The 17,396-nt window shown below is 30.0% G+C and carries 18 protein-coding genes; 16 read left to right on the top strand and 2 right to left on the bottom strand.

What is annotated here, in order from left to right; translation table 11 throughout:
* Positions 1-63 precede the first annotated feature (63 nt).
* The 3 genes from truA to rpsI all read left to right on the top strand — a co-directional run bounded on the left by truA (position 64) and on the right by rpsI (position 1,804).
* Positions 64-801 (top strand): tRNA pseudouridine(38-40) synthase TruA, encoded by a 738-nt coding sequence (truA, locus tag ACZ41D_RS03285; RefSeq protein WP_464152500.1) that lies wholly within the window; start codon positions 64-66, stop codon positions 799-801.
* Between the two features lie 160 nt (positions 802-961).
* Positions 962-1,390, top strand: coding sequence for a 50S ribosomal protein L13 (gene rplM, locus ACZ41D_RS03290; RefSeq protein ID WP_464152502.1), 429 nt, complete (start codon positions 962-964; stop codon positions 1,388-1,390).
* A gap of 21 nt (positions 1,391-1,411) precedes the next feature.
* Entirely contained in the window at positions 1,412-1,804 is a 393-nt protein-coding gene (gene rpsI, locus ACZ41D_RS03295; RefSeq protein WP_464152503.1) for a 30S ribosomal protein S9, read from the top strand.
* Positions 1,805-2,360: 556 nt separating this feature from the next.
* On the opposite strand, the gene ACZ41D_RS03300 is transcribed toward rpsI, so the two are convergent.
* Entirely contained in the window at positions 2,361-3,203 is an 843-nt protein-coding gene (locus tag ACZ41D_RS03300; RefSeq protein WP_464152504.1) for a [formate-C-acetyltransferase]-activating enzyme, read from the bottom strand.
* 11 nt (positions 3,204-3,214) lie between these two features.
* Positions 3,215-5,512, bottom strand: a complete 2,298-nt coding sequence (locus ACZ41D_RS03305; RefSeq protein ID WP_464152505.1) for a formate C-acetyltransferase — start codon at positions 5,510-5,512, stop codon at positions 3,215-3,217.
* Between the two features lie 187 nt (positions 5,513-5,699).
* On the opposite strand from ACZ41D_RS03305, the gene ACZ41D_RS03310 reads away from it, so the two are divergent.
* The 13 genes from ACZ41D_RS03310 to ACZ41D_RS03370 all read left to right on the top strand — a co-directional run bounded on the left by ACZ41D_RS03310 (position 5,700) and on the right by ACZ41D_RS03370 (position 17,379).
* Entirely contained in the window at positions 5,700-6,374 is a 675-nt protein-coding gene (locus ACZ41D_RS03310) for a DeoR/GlpR family DNA-binding transcription regulator (protein ID WP_464152506.1), read from the top strand.
* 239 nt (positions 6,375-6,613) lie between these two features.
* A complete protein-coding gene (locus ACZ41D_RS03315) occupies positions 6,614-7,090 on the top strand; it encodes an SDR family oxidoreductase (RefSeq protein ID WP_464152507.1) in 477 nt (158 codons plus the stop codon).
* Positions 7,091-7,096: 6 nt separating this feature from the next.
* Positions 7,097-7,489: a Rossmann-fold NAD(P)-binding domain-containing protein gene (locus ACZ41D_RS03320; RefSeq protein ID WP_464152508.1), complete on the top strand. Its 393-nt coding sequence runs from the start codon at positions 7,097-7,099 to the stop codon at positions 7,487-7,489.
* 68 nt (positions 7,490-7,557) lie between these two features.
* Positions 7,558-8,532, top strand: coding sequence for a type I phosphomannose isomerase catalytic subunit (locus ACZ41D_RS03325; protein WP_464152509.1), 975 nt, complete (start codon positions 7,558-7,560; stop codon positions 8,530-8,532).
* 11 nt (positions 8,533-8,543) lie between these two features.
* Entirely contained in the window at positions 8,544-9,482 is a 939-nt protein-coding gene (gene pfkB / locus ACZ41D_RS03330; RefSeq protein ID WP_464152510.1) for a 1-phosphofructokinase, read from the top strand.
* Between the two features lie 3 nt (positions 9,483-9,485).
* The gene (locus ACZ41D_RS03335; RefSeq protein ID WP_464152511.1) at positions 9,486-10,619 is read left to right on the top strand and encodes a Gfo/Idh/MocA family protein; all 1,134 of its coding nucleotides are present in this window, start codon (positions 9,486-9,488) and stop codon (positions 10,617-10,619) included.
* A gap of 219 nt (positions 10,620-10,838) precedes the next feature.
* Positions 10,839-12,878, top strand: coding sequence for a BglG family transcription antiterminator (locus tag ACZ41D_RS03340; RefSeq protein ID WP_464152513.1), 2,040 nt, complete (start codon positions 10,839-10,841; stop codon positions 12,876-12,878).
* Positions 12,859-13,320, top strand: coding sequence for a PTS sugar transporter subunit IIA (locus ACZ41D_RS03345; protein WP_464152514.1), 462 nt, complete (start codon positions 12,859-12,861; stop codon positions 13,318-13,320). Before ACZ41D_RS03340 ends, ACZ41D_RS03345 begins: the two co-directional genes overlap by 20 nt.
* A 19-nt stretch (positions 13,321-13,339) precedes the next feature.
* On the top strand, positions 13,340-14,011 hold the full coding sequence (gene fsa, locus ACZ41D_RS03350; RefSeq protein WP_464152515.1) for a fructose-6-phosphate aldolase: 672 nt from the start codon (positions 13,340-13,342) through the stop codon (positions 14,009-14,011).
* 148 nt (positions 14,012-14,159) lie between these two features.
* Positions 14,160-15,215, top strand: a complete 1,056-nt coding sequence (locus ACZ41D_RS03355) for a PTS fructose transporter subunit EIIC (RefSeq protein WP_464152517.1) — start codon at positions 14,160-14,162, stop codon at positions 15,213-15,215.
* Positions 15,216-15,267: 52 nt separating this feature from the next.
* A complete protein-coding gene (locus ACZ41D_RS03360; protein WP_464152518.1) occupies positions 15,268-15,579 on the top strand; it encodes a PTS fructose-like transporter subunit IIB in 312 nt (103 codons plus the stop codon).
* Between the two features lie 891 nt (positions 15,580-16,470).
* The gene (locus ACZ41D_RS03365; RefSeq protein WP_464152519.1) at positions 16,471-16,683 is read left to right on the top strand and encodes an aspartyl-phosphate phosphatase Spo0E family protein; all 213 of its coding nucleotides are present in this window, start codon (positions 16,471-16,473) and stop codon (positions 16,681-16,683) included.
* A gap of 246 nt (positions 16,684-16,929) precedes the next feature.
* Positions 16,930-17,379, top strand: a complete 450-nt coding sequence (locus tag ACZ41D_RS03370) for a MarR family winged helix-turn-helix transcriptional regulator (RefSeq protein WP_464152520.1) — start codon at positions 16,930-16,932, stop codon at positions 17,377-17,379.
* Positions 17,380-17,396 lie beyond the last annotated feature (17 nt).

Raw genomic sequence — 17,396 nt, forward strand, 5'->3', positions numbered from 1 at the left:
GTAATTTAATTTTCATGAGAATAAGCAAAAATTACATTCTCATATTTAAGTTTAGGTGATGATATGAGGAATATAAAATTAGTAATAGAATATGATGGTACAAGGTTTCACGGATGGCAAAAACAACCAGGGATTTTAACTATTCAAGGTGAATTAGAAAGGTTAATATCTCAAATATTAGACGAAGAGATAACAATATTTGGCTCTGGTAGGACTGATAAAGGTGTTCATGCAAAAGGACAGGTGGCAAATTTCTATACAAATTCGACTATTCCTGGAGAAAAGTTTAAATACGCAATTAATAATCATTTGCCACCAGATATTGCTATAATAGAGTCTGAAGAGGTTAGTAATGAGTTTAATTCACGATATAGTGCCATTGGAAAAGAGTATAGATATTTAATTTATAATAATAAGATAAGAAGCCCTATATTAAGAAATTATACATATTATATTCCATATAAATTAGACATAGATAAAATGAAAAAGGCTATACCATATTTTTGTGGAGAACATGACTTTTGCTCATTTATGGCTTCTGGTAGTAGTGTAACTAACACAGTTAGAACTATACATGATATGTCCTTGACGAGTAATGATAATATTATAGATTTTAGAGTAAGAGGAAATGGATTTTTATATAATATGGTTAGAATAATAGTTGGTACATTAGTAGAAGTAGGAGCAGGAAAACTTGATATTAACTCTATTTCATCGATAATAGAAGCTAAAGATAGAACTAAAGCAGGACATACTGCACCACCTCATGGACTATATTTAGAAAAAGTATATTACAATTAAAAAAATATCAAAATAATCACAAAATATGAGAGATACAGCTTGACACTCTTGGCACCATGTATTAAAATATATAAATGTGTATGTGTGATAAAAATCCACTAGCCCCGGATTTTATATAGATATGGATTTATTTTTAACTAGGTAGTAAGGAGGGAAAACAATGAAAAGTTATATCGCTAAACCAAATGAAGTAGAAAAGAAATGGTATATTATAGACGCTGAAGGACAAAAACTTGGTAGAATGGCTAGCGAAATTGCAAAGATTTTGCGTGGAAAACATAAACCAATATATACACCTCATGTAGATACGGGAGATTTTGTAATAGTTATAAATGCCGATAAAGTTGAATTAACAGGAAAGAAACTTGAACAAAAGAAATATAGATATCATACAGGTTATCCAGGAGGATTAAAAGAGATACCTTATAAAAGAATGATGGCAGAAAAACCTGAAAAAGTTATAGAATTAGCAGTAAAAGGGATGCTTCCTAAAAATAGCTTAGGAAGATCAATGTTGAAGAAATTGAGAGTATACAGAGGATCCGAGCATAATCATGAAGCTCAGAAACCCGAAGTTTATGAAATATAAGTTCGGAAGGGAGGACTGTAAGTGGCTAACGTTCAATATTATGGTACTGGAAGAAGAAAAAAGGCAGTAGCAAGGGTAAGGTTAATTCCAGGAAATGGAAATATCACTATAAATAATAGAAGTATAGATGAATATTTTGATTATGATACATTAAAAGTTATAGTTGTAGAACCTCTCGTTGCTACAAACTCAGTAGATAAGTATGATGTTGTGGCTAATGTTAAAGGTGGAGGATTTACTGGTCAAGCAGGAGCTATAAGACATGGTATTGCAAGAGCATTACTTAAAGCTGATGAAGAGTTAAGACCAGTACTTAAGAAGGGTGGTTTCTTAACTAGAGATTCAAGAATGAAGGAAAGAAAGAAGTACGGTTTAAAGAAAGCAAGGCGTGCTCCACAATTCTCAAAGAGATAAAAATTGTTTATTTACACACGAGTTTGTTCAAACTTACAAAGTTTGTTTATTGCAAGTGCCAACCGTCATGGGTTTAGATACCTTTGGCGGTTTTTTTGTGTGTAGAAATATATATTGAAATAAATAAAAATATGAATTTTTACGCAGTTGTAATTCTTTGAAATCAAGTAAAATTACGATGTGTATGTGGTTTTGATATTTCCTCTGTAGGTTATACGCTGCGTATGAATACTCATTTTATGAGTAAACCTTTCACGAGCAAACTTATGTGTAAATAGACAAAGGATTACGGGAAATAAGATTAAAAATGCTGAAAATGTTAATATTAGGGCTTGCTATTTATTTATTATAGGTTTTACTTTAGAGTTTGTTGGGGTATATTTTTACATAAAGGATTTAGATAGATTCACGAATATACTAAATAGATATTTTTTAGATTGCGAGGCTATTATTTAATGCAGGACGATATGTAAAATAAAGGGATGTTTAACATAAAAATCAGTATGATAAAATTTTCATATAGTAGAAAATAACAAGGACCTAGAAAAGGTCCTTATTATTTTCCACCTACTATTACATTTAAACCATAGTTAGTCATTTTTTCTTTAATTTTATTTATTTCTTCTTCTGTAGGAGGGGATAAGTTTTCTAATTCATATTTTCTACCTAAACCCTTATATTTTGAGCTGCCATACTGATGAAAAGGAAGAATATGAATTTCTTTGATTTTTTGGGATACAACAAAGTCAATAATTGAATTAATGTTATTATCATCCATAGTAAAATTAGGAATTAGAGGGATTCTAGGAATAACCTTTGCTCTTTTATTAATTAACTTTCTAAAATTACTTAGTATCAATTTAACATCAGCATTTAAAAATTCTTTTGCCCTTTTCCTATCCATTATTTTCAAATCAAATAATACTGTGTTTAGGTAGTTAGACATCTCATCAAGGATTTCCCATTTTCCAAAGCCTGTAGTTTCTATAGCAGTATCTATACCTAGATATTTCAGCCTTTTTAATAATTCTATAGCAAATTTTCCTTGAGAGAGAGGTTCACCGCCAGATAAAGTAACACCACCACCTGTACTGTCGTAAAAAACTATATCCTTTTTCACTTCATTAATAATTTTCTCAATATCAATTTCTTTTCCTACAATTTCTAGTGCACCTGTAGGACAAAGATCAGGAGTATTAGTGCAGGTAAAACAGCTTGTACTTTTGCACTTAATACATAAATTTTCTTTTCGCATTATTTCAGGCTTAAAATCCTGAGACTCTGGATTTGAACACCAAGGACATGTAAGGGGACAACCTTTAAAGAATATAATTGTTCTAATACCTCCACCATCATGTATACTATATCTTTGTATATTGAAAATAGTTGCTTTATTCATAATATCACATCCTATAAGCTGTGTTCTGTTCTATTTATAATATCATTTTGAATTGCCTCATTTAATTCGACAAATATAGCACTATATCCAGCTACTCTTACAACTAGATTTTTGTACTTTTCTGGATGCTTTTGAGCTTCCCTTAAGGTTTTTGCCGATACTATATTGAATTGTATATGTTGTAATTTTAACCTCATAAAGGCCTGTAAAAATCCAACTAACTTTTTAATACCCTCATCACCTTCTAAAACTGATGGGCTAAATTTTACATTTAAAAGACTTCCGTTGGAGGTTAGATAATTATCAAGTTTACTTACACTCTTTAATACAGCAGTAGGTCCATTTTTATCCCTGCCAACCATTGGAGATAGACCACCGTCGGCCAGCTGTTCACCATTTAGTCTTCCGTCTGGAGTTGCTCCTACAGCTTCGCCTAAAGGAATGTGGGCAGAAACAGTGTAAGACCCTGGTTGAAAAAAACCACCTCTTATATTTTTATATTTTTCTACTTCTTTACAGTAATAAGCTAATATTTCACTACCTAAATAGTCAACTTCATCAATATCATTACCGTATTTTTCAAATTTATTGATAAACCTTTGGCGAAGAGGTTCGTAGCCTTGGTAGTTTGAATCTAATATCTTCAACAATTCAGTTAATGTCATTTCTTTATTATCATATACAACCTTTTTAATAGTGTATAGGGAATCGCTTAGATTTGCAATTCCTATTCCCTGCACACCGGAAAAATTATACTTGGCTCCTCCTGAAGTAACATCTTTACCACTTTCTATACATCCTTCAATAAAGGAAGAAAGCAATGGAGTTGGTGCAAATTCCTTATGGCTTTCATCAACAATGTTAGAGCCTTCTACCATATCCTTTACATATTTAGAAATATTCTTTTTAATATTACCAATTAACTCATCAAAGGTTGCTATTTGACCTTTGCTTTCTTTAAGTGTAATTTCCATAATTTTTAGCAAATTAAATAATGCTATATCATGAAGACCATAGGTTTTTTCTGGTATAGTAAGCTCAACACATCCTACTACAGCATAATCCCTTGCATCTTCAAGACTTACTCTTCTATTTATATAACCAGGTATTATTACTTCATCATTAAAAACTTGAGGAATTCCAGTACCTAATCTTATAGTTTCTGCTGTTTTTACAAGGAACTTTCTAGGAGTTTTCTCATTAATTCTTACCCCTATATTAGGTTGTGGAAGTTTTATATCTGCATATGTTTCTAAAACAATATATGACAATTCATTTGTTGCATCCCGTCCGTAACGGTCAATACCTCCAAGTATAATAGTATATCCTGTAGGAAAACCTGCAAAATATTTAGCGCTTTCTTGACTTCTCAATAGAACAACATCGTTCATCTTTAACCATAGACATCTTAATAATTCTTTAGCAAATTCTTTGTCCATTCCATTTTCAATAGATTTTTTATAGAAAGGATACATATATTGGTCGAATCTTCCTGTAGATATAGAGCTTGCATTTGATTCATACTGTAAAGCTATATTTACATACCAGAACAATTGTAAAGCTTCATAAAAGGAAGAAGGTTTTTCCTTTGAAATTTTTAAAGAAATCCTACTTATTTCTAGTAGTTCTCTTTTCCTGATTTCATCTCTTTCTTCATAGGACATGTTTTCTGCTAATTTTGCATATCTTAGAATATAATTTTGGGTAGCTTCAAGAGTAATTAATGCTGCTTTATAAAAGTTATTATCAGTGTCTTTTTTTATTTTATTTCTAACTTCCATTATTATATCTTCTAAGCCTCTATTAACAAGTTTACTAAAGGAAGGTATTATATGCCCTTGACCTTTATCAGTTTGGTTTAATTTCACAATTTTCTTTTCAATTGATTTTTTAACATTATCTGTAAGCTTATTCTCTATATAGTCTTTTAGAGATTTTCCTTTCCAATAAGGAAATAGCTCTTCTTTAAATAGTTTTTTATCTTCATCAGATATATCGAATTGATCTTGAGGTCTAGTAGGAAGAGTATTTAGCTCATTATATATCCAATAAGGAGACATTTCAGGCGATGCTATTCCTGAACGGGGGTTAACAGTCCTTCCTCCCACTATTAATTCACCGTCATTTATTGTAATATTTATATTATTTAAGATATGAGCTGTGGCTTTAGCCCTTCTTATAATAGTTGGCTGATTTTCCGTTTGTTTATAGCTTTCTGTATACAATTTAGCTCTTTCGAGGGATATTTTTCTTCTATCTTTAAATAATAAATTACGTAAGTGTTCGATTCTAGGGCTTGTACTTGACATGAAATCACTCCCTTAATGTTTTATTATTTAATATTATTTAATATTATTTTATATTGATTATAAAGAAATGTCAATATGATTTACTAACAATTTAAGACACGGTTAAAATAAAACCTTGATAAATACACGAATTATAGGTATAATAAAAATACGAACAAATAATAACAAACAATAAAGGGGAATTGCTATGTTTGCTAAGGAAAGATTAGACAGAATAGTTCAGATTCTTTATGAAAAGGGAAAAGTTATAGTTAAAGATTTAAGCAGACAATTTAATGTATCTGAAGATGCAATTAGAAAGGATTTAAAGTATCTTGAAAATCAAGGAATTTTAGAAAGAACATATGGAGGTGGTATATTAAAAAAACAAATAGCAGAGTATATAAAGATTGAAGAAAGGGCTAAATACAACACCGAAGAAAAATGTAAGATTGCTGAAAAGGCATATTCCTTATTGAAAAAAGGAGAAACAATATTTCTAGATATTTCATCTACTAATATGATACTTGCACAAAAGATAGCTACTTCTTCAAATCAGCTTACAGTTATCACTAACTCTATAGATATTTTAAAAATCCTATCTGCTAACGAAAAAATACAAATAATTTCTCCTGGGGGCATTCTTTATCAAAATATAGGTGGTTTTGTTGGTTCAGCTGCAATTCAATCAATATCAAAATACACAGTTCAAAAGGCTTTTATTGGTAGCTGTGGTGTAGATATTGAAACTGGAAGTGTGACCACATTCAATGTAGAAGATGGAAATACAAAAAAAGCAATTATAGAATGTGGTAAAGAGGTATTCCTTGTAATGGAAAATAAAAAATTTTTTATGACGGCATCTATAAATTTGCAGATCTGAAGGATATAGACACTCTGATAACTGATGAGAAACCTTCATCAGTAATAATGGAAAAACTACACAAATATAAACTTCAGATAATATAGAAGAAGTAAGTTTTAATTTTTATTGAATAACGTATTGTAGAGATTAAACAGTAGAAGATTATAAAAATGATAGAAATACTTTGTGTATATATAGGAAATGGAAGTTAGGAGGGATAATAAGCTATATATTTAAAGAAAAAAGGAGTGAAAGTTATGGATAGAAGAAAAATATTAATCACTGGAGCTAATGGTTTTTTAGCTTCAAGGATAAACAAAACGTTTAAGGATAAACATGAGATGATACCACTTACTAGTAAAGATTTAGATATTACAAATCATCAATTAGCTAATAAAATTCTTGAAGAAGTAAGGCCAAATATAATAATACATACTGCTGCTATTTCTGCAACTGAAGCTTGTGAAAATAATCCTGATTTTGCATACAAAGTAAATGTAGAAGCCTCAGTTAATATTGCAAGAAAAGCTAAAGAAATAGGTTCTAAGTTATTGTTTATAAGTAGCGAACAGGTTTTTAATGGGAATATAAATGATGGGCCTTATAAAGAAGATCAAGAACCAGTTCCTAGCACAGTATATGGTAAGACTAAATTAACTGCAGAAAACCTATTAAAAAAAGAATTAGAAGAGCTTTGGATTTTAAGGCTTAGTTGGATGTTTAGTTTGCCATAAAGAGGTATGCCTAACAATCTTAATCTCTTTTGGAAACTTATAGGAGCTCTTATATCTAATAGACCGATTAAGATAGCATCTAACGAGTACAGAGGAATAACCTATGCCTATGATTTAATTGATAATTTAGAAAAAATATTTGAACTTCCCTATGATACTTATCATTTTGGTTCAATCAATGAAAATAGTACTTATGACACAGCCCTATTTATGTTAAAAAAGATGGGAATTTCAGAAAAGAGGATTGAAGAGATAGTAATTAGGGACAATGAAAGGTATAAAGATAGAAAAAGGGATTTAAGATTAGATTACAGTAAAATAATGGCACTTGGAATAGATATAGACACTTCTTTGGGAAGTATAGAAAGGGCAATAAATGAATTTAAATTTATATTATAATAAAAACTTTAAATAGACTTTTAGTTTACTTATACAGGAATAAATATTGCTTATAAGGAGGAATTAAAATGTATCCATTAAAGTTTGAAAACATATATAGTGAAAAGGTATGGGGCAGCAGAGATTTAGAAACATTTAGGGGGAATCTACCTGAAGGCAAAATAGGTGAAAGTTGGGATGTAGCTTGTCACAAAAATGGTACTAGTATAGTTGCTAATGGTGAGTATAAGGGTATAAGGCTAGATGACCTTATTACTAAAAAAGGTCCAGATTTAATAGGAAGTAAAATTTCAATGGATTGGTTTCCTTTATTGGTAAAACTATTAAACACAAGCGACAAGTTATCAGTACAAGTACATCCAGACGATAAATATGCCCAAGAAGTGGAAGAGGATATGGGAAAAACAGAGGTTTGGTATGTAGTAGCTGCAAAAAGGGGAGCTAAATTAATTTTAGGTACCAATGGATGCACTAAGGAGGAATTTGAAAGGGCTATTTATGAGGGAAATCCAGAAAAGTATATGAATGTAATAGAAGTAAAAAAAGGGGATGTTTATTTAATAAAAAGTGGCTTAATCCATACTATGGGTGAAGGGTTAATCATTGCAGAAATTCAACAAAATAGTGATACTACCTATAGATTATACGATTATAATAGGGGAAGAGAATTGCATATAAAAAAGGCTTTAGATGTAATAGATTTTAACTTAGTAGGGAAAAAAAGTATGGGCCTTGAAGTCAATAAAGAAGGTTATAGCAAAGTATATTATTGTTTAAACAAACATTTTGCATTAGAACTTTATAATATAGAGGTAAGTTGTTTAGAATATAGCGATAATGAGAGGTTTTATATTTACACATGTGTAGAGGGAAAAGGTAAAATATACTATTCAAATGGCACAGTGGATATAAATATGGGAGATAGTGTTTTAATACCAGCCACCTTAGGTAAATATGAGATTAGGGGACAATTAAAACTTCTTAAGAGTTATGTGCCGGACGTAGAAAAGGTTGAAAGAGAAATATTAGATATAGTTGAATAGGAGGGCTAAATTTGATAATAACAGTAACATTAAATCCTGCTATAGATAAGACTATTTATATAGAAGACTTTAAAAAAGGTGAAGTAAATAGACTTGAATATAGTGTCATGGACCCAGGGGGAAAAGGAATTAATGTATCTAGGGTAGTAAAAAACTTAAATTGCAAGACATTGGCCCTTGGGTTTATTGGTGGAAAAAGTGGACAATTTATAGAAGATTCATTAAAGGATAATGATATTAATAGTGACTTTACTAAAGTTGCATCAGAAACTAGAACAAATTTAAAAATTGTAGATTTAAAAACTGGAGATACAACAGATATTAATGAAAAAGGAAGAGAGGTAACTGAATTTGAACTAAAAGAATTTTTAAATACTTATGAAAAGGTATTGAATGAAGGAGATATTGTGGTGCTATCTGGAAGTGTGCCTAAAGGTATTGGTACAGATATTTACAAAACGCTGTCAGAAATAGGTTGCCAAAAAGAATGTAAAGTTGTTTTAGATGTTAGTGGCGAATATTTAAAAGAGGGGATTATGGCCAATCCATATATGATTAAACCTAATATACATGAATTAGAAGAAATAGTAGCTACAAAACTTGAAACAATTAATGAGATAGTGGAAGTGTGTAATGAATTAATTGACAGTGGAATAGAGCTTATATGTGTTTCTATGGGAAGTAAAGGGGCAGTTTTAGTAGGAAAAGATTTAGTTTTACAAGGAGAAATTCCGAAGGTTAAAGTAAAAAGTACGGTTGGAGCAGGTGATTCTCTAGTTGCTGGTTTTACAGTAGGATTAAGTAAAGGTCTCACAATAAAAGAAGCATTTAGATTAGGAATTGCAGCTTCTGTGATAGCAGTTACAAAGGAAGGTACAAGGGCAGCTACTTTAGAAGAAGTAGAAACAGTTATCGATAGAATTAAAATATTAGAGAGAAAAGGAGTGTAACAATTGAGAGAAATAGGAGTGGGAATTGTTGGGCTAGGTGGTATAGCTAAAATACATCTTATAACAATGAATTCAATGAATTTGGTATTTAACAATCTTCCTATTAAGCCCAAATTAATAGGAATATCCACAAGAAAAGGCAAAACAGACTTAGGTTTGTTTGAATTTGAAACTGATAAATTGCAGGGACTTCTTTCTTCGAAGGAAGTAGAGATGGTAGACCTTTGTACACCTAATTTTATGCATTTTCAACAGGGTAAAGAAGTAGTATTAGCTGGAAAAAATATATATATGGAGAAACCAGTATCCAAAGATATAAATGAAGGGAGAAAGTTAGTAAATCTTTGCAAAGAAAAGGGAGTAATAAATCAAGTTGCCCTTATGTATAGATTTATGCCTGCGGTAGTATTGGCTAGGGATTATATAAAGGTAGGGAAACTAGGGGATATATTAAATTTCAGAGCTACCTTATATCATAAGGGATATTTAAATAGTGAACGCCCTATGTCGTGGAGATTAGACAAAAAAATGTCAGGTGGAGGAGCTCTAATGGATCTAGGTATTCATATGGCTGATTTAGTAAGGTTTTTATTAGGTGAGGTTAAAGAGGTTAGAGGGAAAACTAGCACATATTTTAAAGAAAGATATAAGGATGCAACTAAAAGTGAAATGGTAAAGGTGGATGTTGATGAATGGGCTCTTTTAGATATGACCCTAGAAAATGGTGCCTATGGAACCTTAGAAGTCTCTAGAATTTCTTCAGATTTAAGAGAAGAAACTGTTTTTGAGGTATATGGTACTAAAGGTAAGGTCAAAATAACTACTTTGTATCCTGATTATCCTGAAATATTTATACATGAAAAGGGAAGATTATTAATGGGTAATATTGAGAGAATAAGTGAATTTAGCAAATATCATAAAAGTATATATCCTGGTAGTAAATTTGATATGGGATGGTTTATTAACGCTCATTTATCAAGTATGCTTAATTTTATGCTTAATATAAATGAAGGATGTATTAAGTACAATGAAACTCCAAATTTAGAAGAAGGATATAAATCTCAAAAAATAATAGAAATGGGATACATTTCTGCTAATGAAGGTAATAGGGTTGTAACAATAGATGAAATTAATTAATGGGCAATTGAATGGTTAACTTTCAATTGCCTTTCTTCCTAATTATCTAGTTTTCCACTATATAAGCAAACTTTTTCCACATTAATCTGTAAGTTATTATATAGTCTAAACCATTGAAAATACAATATTCAAATGATAGTATGAAAATATAAAAACAAAGTAGTTAGTTTCCTAATTGCCATATTAGATATTCTATCCTTTAATAATGAGGTGTGTATAATGAGTAAGTTTCCCAATACAAGGTGCTGGGAAATAATAAATATATTATTAAATACATCTGAACCAATAACCATAAATGAGATTGCAAAAGAATTAAATGTTTCTAATAAGACTGTGAGAAACGATTTAAAGGAGATAGAATCTTACTTTGAATCAAATAATTTTGGCAGGGTTGTTAAAAAACCTAGAGTAGGAATATGGCTTGAGGCAAATCAAGAAAAGAGACTTCTTATAAGAAATTCAATGAATAAAAGAAAAGGTTATATTCAACCTTTTTCATCTGAGGATAGACAATTATATATTATAAAAAGATTACTTCTTTCAGAGGGATTTATAACAACACAGTTGTTAGCTGATGAGATATATGTAAGTAGAGTTACTGTTTACAAGGATCTTGAAGAAGTTGAAAAATGGCTGAACAAATATAATTTAAGGCTTAAAAGAAGACAAAATTATGGTATAGAAGTTGTTGGCAAGGAAAACGACTGGCGAAAAGCAGCAGCCGATTTACTAATATTATTAAAAAACGATGAAGAAATAAAAAAATTGTTATCAAATGAAAAGGATATACAAGAAAATCAAAAAATAGGTTACAAAGATTATTTATATATAAAGGAACTATTTCCTAAAATAGATATTAGAAAAATAGAAGAAATCTTAAGTGAAGCAGAAAATAAAATGGATGTTTTGTTGACAGATGAAGCCTTTGCAGGGTTATTAGTGCATATAGCAATCTGTATTCAAAGGATAAGGAACAATAAGGATATTAAGATGAGTTCAGAGAAATTAAATAATATTAAAAGTCATAAGGAGTACAAAATAGCTTCATGGATTGCCAATAGGATAGAAAAAGAGTTTGGTATAAATATACCAGAACCTGAAATAGGCTATATTTCACTTCATATTCTAGGTGCAAAAATACAAGAGGGATTCTACTCTTTTGAAGCAAGGGAAATCATTAACAATGTTGATTCTACCATATTAGAGTTTACAAAAGAGATAATAGCCCTTATTGGTAATATACTTTCAATTGACTTTAGTAGAGATGAAAAATTATTAGCTGGATTAGTCCTTCATCTAAGACCAGCTATAAATAGACTAAAATATGGGCTAAGTTTAAGAAATCCCTTATTAGAAGAAATAAAAAATAAATATCCTAGTATATTTGGAGCAGCTTGGGCAACTAGTGCTTTATTTGAAAAATTTTTTGGGACAAAGGTAACAGAGGAAGAAATAGGCTATTTAGCTATTCATATTGGGGCAGCCTTAGAAAGATTAGACAGTAAAACTAGAGGAATTATAGTTTGTAGTACTGGGATAGGGACTGCTCAACTAGTTGCAGTGAGGCTAGAAAGGGAGATAAGAGATTTAGAAATTGTGGATATTACTTCAGTTCATGATATTAATAAGATAAAACCTACTGATTTCGATATTATAATTTCAACTATCCCACTTAAATACAATTCTAAACCAACTATACAAATAAGTGTATTTGTTACAGAAAATGATATTGAGAGAGTAAAGGATTACATTAAAAATATTGAAAGTACTAGAAAATTCGATAAAAGTACATTAGAAACAATAGAAGGAAATATATTCAATAAAGACTTAATATGCCCTCAGCTTAAAGCTAAAAGCAAAGAACAAGTAATAAGAAAACTTGTAAAGTTGCTACAAGATGAAAATTACGTTGATAAAGATTATATAGATACAGTTATTGAAAGAGAGAGAGTTACTTCAACTGCAGTAGGTAGAGGTGTAGCAATTCCCCATGGTCAGGAAAAACTGGTTAAAACATCTTCAATAGCAGTTGCTACATTAGAAACTCCCATTGATTGGTCAGGAGAAAAGGTAGACATTGTATTTCTTTTAGCGCTAAAGTTTGAAACAGGGAATGAAATAAGGAGATTTTTTAAAAAATTTTATTCTATGCTAGATAATGAGAAAATACTTAATTCAATAAGAAAGAGGAAAACTTCAAAAGAAATTCATAATATTTTGATTGGGAAAGGTGATATTAATGAAAAAATTAATAGATAAAAATCTTATAAAATTAGATATTAAAGGACAAAATAAAGAAGAAATAATTAGAGAATTAGCTGAGCTTATAGACAAAGAAAATAGATTATATGATTATGACGGATATTTACAAGAGGTTCTTAATAGAGAACAACTTTCTACTACAGGAATAGGTTTTGGAATAGCGATTCCACATGGAAAAAGCAAATATGTTAAGATTCCTACAGTAGCCTTTGGTAGAATCAAAGAAGGAGTAGATTGGAATTCATTAGATGGTAAGCCTGTAAATATAGTTTTTATCCTTGCTGTACCAGAAGAAGCTGCTTCTAATCAGCATTTAAAAATATTAGCAGCTTTGTCAAGAAAATTGATGAATGAAAACTTTAGGCAAGAAATTTTAGAAATAGATAGTGAAGATAAACTTTTAAATTTATTAAAGGATGTATTTAAGCAAGTATCATAATAAAAAAGGAGTTGTTAATGTGGAATTATACTTAGATACAGGTAATGTAGAGGAGATTAAAGAACTTGCAGATTTGTTATCAATTGATGGTGTAACCACAAACCCAACAATTGTTTCAAGGGAAAAGAAACAATTTGCTAAGCTAATAAAAGAAATTATTGATGTAATAGGTGAGGACAAGACTGTCCATGCACAAGTAGTAAGTAAAGATTGTGAAGGAATGATTGAAGAAGCTAAATTTATAAGTACTTTACACAAAGATATATATGTTAAAATTCCAGTAACAAGTGAAGGACTTAAAGCTATCAAGGAATTATCAAAAATAGGAATTAAAACTACTGCAACTGCTGTATTTACAGCACATCAAGCTGTATTGGCTGCAAAGGCAGGGGCAAGTTATATAGCACCCTATGTAAATAGACTAGATAATATTTCAGCTCAAGGGGTAGATGTTGTTAAAGATATTATAGCCGTAATTGACAATTACAAATTTAATACTAAGGTATTAGCAGCTAGTTTTAAAAATTCTCAACAGGTCTTAGACATTATAAAAAATGGTGTCCATAGTATAACAGTACCTACAGATGTTTTGAGGAATATGATGGCCCACCCATTAACTGATTATAGTGTTGACAAGTTTGTATCTGATTGGGAATCAGTATATGGTAGTGGAAAAAAGGTTAATGACTAAAGGGTAAAATAGTTATTTTACCCTTTAGATAAAATGAAAACCTTTTACAAAGGAGAGGAGGAATAAAAAAGTAATCAATACAAATTTTATGAGTTTTTTTAACATTCAGTATTTATTCTAAATTATTAATTGAAAGGAGAATTACGTTATGAAAGAATTACTAAAAGATACACGCCAACATCTTATGACAGGTGTATCTTACATGATTCCATTCGTTGTAGCAGGGGGTGTTTTATTAGCATTATCAGTAATGTTGTCAGGGACACCTTCAGCTCCAGAAACTGGATTTTTAAAGGATATGTGGGATATAGGCATTGGAGGTATGACACTATTCGTACCAATACTAGGAGGCTTTATTGCATTTTCAATGGTTGATAGACCTGGTATAGCTCCTGGTATGATAGGTGCATACTTGGCAAATCAAGTAGGAGCAGGATTTTTAGGTGGAATTGCAGCTGGATTAATTGCAGGTATAGTTGTATATTATCTTAAGAAGATAAAGGTTCCACCAGTAATGCGTTCAGTAATGCCAATTTTTATAATTCCACTTATTGGTACATTCATAGTAGGTGGTTTAGTAGTTTGGGTAATAGGTGCTCCAATAGCAGGCATAATGGAAGGCCTTTCTAATTGGTTGACATCAATGTCCGATGCTAGTAAGATAATATTAGGTATTATTTTAGGTTCTATGATGGCATTTGACATGGGAGGTCCTGTAAACAAAACAGCTTTCTTCTTTGCAGTTGCAATGGTTGGTACCCATCCACAAATAATGGCTGCAGTTGGTGTTGCTATATGTACACCACCTTTAGGATTAGCTTTAGCAACTTTCCTAGCTCCTAAAAAGTACACACAAGAAGAAAGAGAAAGTGGTAAAGCAGCAATTATAATGGGACTTATAGGAATTACAGAAGGTGCTATACCTTTCGCAGCAGCTGATCCATTAAGGGTTATACCATCTATAATGATTGGTGGAGCAGCTGGCTCAGTTACAGCATTTTTACTAGGAGCTGCAAACCATGCTCCATGGGGTGGATGGATAGTATTACCAGTAGTAGAAGGTAGAATTGCATATATAGTTGCAACAATAGTAGGTGTAGTTATAACAGCTCTTATAGTTAACCTACTTAAAAAACCAGTTCAAGAACAAACTACTACAGAATCTATAGATGATTTAGATGAAATAGATTTAGAAATAGAATAATTGAGATTCCTTTCTGAGAAAAGGTAAAATACTAATTAGTGGGGTGGTATATATGAAAATTGTTGCAGTAACTGCTTGTCCATCAGGAGTAGCACACACTTATATGGCTGCAGAAGCTTTAGAGAATGCAGCTAAACAGGAAGGCATTGATATTAAGGTGGAAACTCAAGGTTCTATTGGTATAGAAAATGAGCTTACCAAAGAAGATATTCAATCAGCAGACATTGTACTATTAACTAAAGATATGCAAATTAAAAATGTTGATAGATTTAAAGGGAAGAAAATTGTAAAGGTAAGTGTGGGAGACGCTATAAAAAAGGCAACTCCTTTGATGAAAAAGCTAGAGGAAATAGCAGGAAAATAATTCATATACAACTTTGCATATAACCAGTTTTTACTGGTTATATGCTTTTATAATGTATAAATTACATTGATAATATTTATAGATGTATTGATTTTTAACATGGTAACAATCATACCACTTTACATAAGAATAAATTTTTTTATTTTTTATTATATTAGTGATTATATTTAATATAATAAATAGAGGAAATTGCATAATAAAATATTATTTTAAATTTTGCAAGTTTAAATTTTTGTACGATTTTTTTTTTTGGACTTTTTTTCCTCTGATATTATATTTATGTATTTGTTATGTTGCTTTTTTTAAAATATTGTTTAGAAACTATATTTTACTAAGTATTCTTAACCAGTACATTTAATTTTTGAGCAGGTCAATTAATTGATTAAATTGCATAACTATAAAATTAAAATCTCATCTTTCTATGAAAAATTAAAGTGTAAAAGTGTTTTTATGTTTAATTTTAGGGTAAAAAGGGTAAAAATATAATATATATTAGAAATGTAAAGAAAAGAATTAATCTAGTAATTTTAACTCTAGTCCCTTCGATATTACGTTCTTTAGAGTTTAATACTAACTTCATAAAATTATCTTATCTTCTTTTATCATTCAGTTAGTTTTATTACCTACAGCGTATCTAAATATACTATCGAATCCTTTAGACTGTTCATATCAATAATTATTTTATTTCATGGTATATGCTTATCTATTCTTTGCTTATCATTTTTATCTATATAACTAAATTTTTGATTTCCAATTTTTAACTAATAAATTTACTTTTAAATTAATATAAAAAAATTGATTGAAAAGTGATAAAAAATTAAGAAATAAATCTAGTAAATTAGAAGTAGAATAATAGATTATATGATTAAAAAATATATAGGGTGTGATAAAATGGCAGATAAGAAATTATATAGAGAAAAAGATCAAAAGCAGATTGAAAATGATAATTTAAAAAATGAAATAGAAAAAATTAGAGCTGAATTAAACGAAATAGTAATTGACGAGAATAAGGAAATTACAAGCAAAGAAGTAATAGAACTAAGCAGAAAATTAGATGAATTAATTGTAAAATATTTAAGGGATAAGCAATTTGAAGAAATATAAAAAAGTTTAACTTTTGATTATTAAAACAATGTGCTTTCTTTGTTATAGAGATTCAGAAGAAAAAAATTTTTCACAGAGGATTAAGTAGATGATACAAATTTAATTTTTTGGTGCTTTTTGGACAAATTTAATTAGACATCTAACTAAAAAATGGTACAATTGAGATATAAATACGTATTGACACAAGCATACAAAGGTGATATCATACATAATATATTTAGACGTCTAATTAAATAGGAGGTAAAAATGGAAAAGATAGATAAAGATTCTTTACATTATTTATTTATTGAAATACTAAGGCTTCACCACCTTCGCACTCATACACTTTTAGATAAAATAGGTATATATCCAGGTCAGCCACCTTTATTATTTACTTTAAATAAAAAAGATGGTCAGAGTCAGAAGGAATTAGCAGATAAATTAAGGATTGCTCCTGCTACATTGACTATAATGTTGAAAAGGATGGAAAAAGTAAACTTAGTTAAACGCAAACAAGACTTAGATGATCAAAGGATATCAAGGGTTTATCTTACACCAGAAGGCAGAGAAGCGTGCAATAAAGCTATAAGTGTATTAAAAAATCTTGAAGAAGAGTGCTTTGGAAACTTTACGATGGAAGAAAAAGTAATTTTTCGGAGATTATTAATGCAAATGCGTGACAATCTACTTGTAGCAAATAATATAAAAAAGAAGTAAACAAAACGTAAATGATA

This window comes from Brassicibacter thermophilus (assembly GCF_055378355.1).

Bases quoted from the DNA above. Each gene is read 5' to 3' on its own strand.
- truA (WP_464152500.1), top strand. From the start codon at position 64: ATGAGGAATATAAAATTAGTAATAGAATATGATGGTACAAGGTTTCAC.
- rplM (WP_464152502.1), top strand. From the start codon at position 962: ATGAAAAGTTATATCGCTAAACCAAATGAAGTAGAAAAGAAATGGTAT.
- ACZ41D_RS03300 (WP_464152504.1), bottom strand. From the start codon at position 3,203: ATGAATAAAGCAACTATTTTCAATATACAAAGATATAGTATACATGAT.
- ACZ41D_RS03305 (WP_464152505.1), bottom strand. From the start codon at position 5,512: ATGTCAAGTACAAGCCCTAGAATCGAACACTTACGTAATTTATTATTT.
- ACZ41D_RS03310 (WP_464152506.1), top strand. From the start codon at position 5,700: ATGTTTGCTAAGGAAAGATTAGACAGAATAGTTCAGATTCTTTATGAA.
- ACZ41D_RS03315 (WP_464152507.1), top strand. From the start codon at position 6,614: ATGGATAGAAGAAAAATATTAATCACTGGAGCTAATGGTTTTTTAGCT.
- ACZ41D_RS03320 (WP_464152508.1), top strand. From the start codon at position 7,097: ATGCCTAACAATCTTAATCTCTTTTGGAAACTTATAGGAGCTCTTATA.
- ACZ41D_RS03325 (WP_464152509.1), top strand. From the start codon at position 7,558: ATGTATCCATTAAAGTTTGAAAACATATATAGTGAAAAGGTATGGGGC.
- ACZ41D_RS03340 (WP_464152513.1), top strand. From the start codon at position 10,839: ATGAGTAAGTTTCCCAATACAAGGTGCTGGGAAATAATAAATATATTA.
- ACZ41D_RS03345 (WP_464152514.1), top strand. From the start codon at position 12,859: ATGAAAAAATTAATAGATAAAAATCTTATAAAATTAGATATTAAAGGA.
- ACZ41D_RS03355 (WP_464152517.1), top strand. From the start codon at position 14,160: ATGAAAGAATTACTAAAAGATACACGCCAACATCTTATGACAGGTGTA.
- ACZ41D_RS03360 (WP_464152518.1), top strand. From the start codon at position 15,268: ATGAAAATTGTTGCAGTAACTGCTTGTCCATCAGGAGTAGCACACACT.
- ACZ41D_RS03365 (WP_464152519.1), top strand. From the start codon at position 16,471: ATGGCAGATAAGAAATTATATAGAGAAAAAGATCAAAAGCAGATTGAA.
- ACZ41D_RS03370 (WP_464152520.1), top strand. From the start codon at position 16,930: ATGGAAAAGATAGATAAAGATTCTTTACATTATTTATTTATTGAAATA.